We start from the raw sequence: 521 nt of genomic DNA, 5'->3' as shown, positions 1-521 counted from the left end.
GCGAATCCTGGTAAAGCTAAAAAGTATGCAGACGCTTTAAACATAATTCACAAAACAGACAAATCTGATGCAACGATGCTTGCCCATTACGGCTGTGCTAAGCACGCAGTCGTTAATTATTGGCAACCTGAAGCATTAGAGGTTAGAGAGCTTAAAGCCCTTATCCGTCGTTTAGATGCGCTTGAGAGTAACCGACAACGAGAAGCGAACCGATTAGAAGCAAGTGAATTCAGCAACGTTTCTGCGCGTGTTTGCCAATCTATAAAAGTGACTATCGCGTTTTTAGACGATGAAATTAAACAGCTTAAATCTGACATTGATAACCACATAGATAATGAACCTGATTTAAAAAGAAACAGGAAACTACTTGAGTCTATCCCTGGTATTGGGCCAGTATTATCGAGAGAGCTGACGTATTTGTTTGCCGCTAAAAAATTCAATAAAGCCAAAGAAGCGGCGGCTTATTGTGGATTAATTCCACGGCATAATGAATCGGGTAAATTAAAAGGGCGAACATCAAT

General features: G+C 40.3%; 1 protein-coding gene. It reads left to right on the top strand.

Translation table 11 applies throughout. From position 1 onward, the window contains the following. Positions 1–521: transposase (locus tag GQR55_RS20065; RefSeq protein ID WP_166421976.1), on the top strand; the 521-nt coding region annotated here is incomplete at both ends.

This window comes from Pseudoalteromonas sp. Z1A8 (genome assembly GCF_011378855.1).
GTDB lineage: Bacteria > Pseudomonadota > Gammaproteobacteria > Enterobacterales > Alteromonadaceae > Pseudoalteromonas.
The sequence above is the reverse complement of the archived record's forward strand: the minus strand, read 5'-3'. Positions and strand labels throughout refer to the sequence as shown.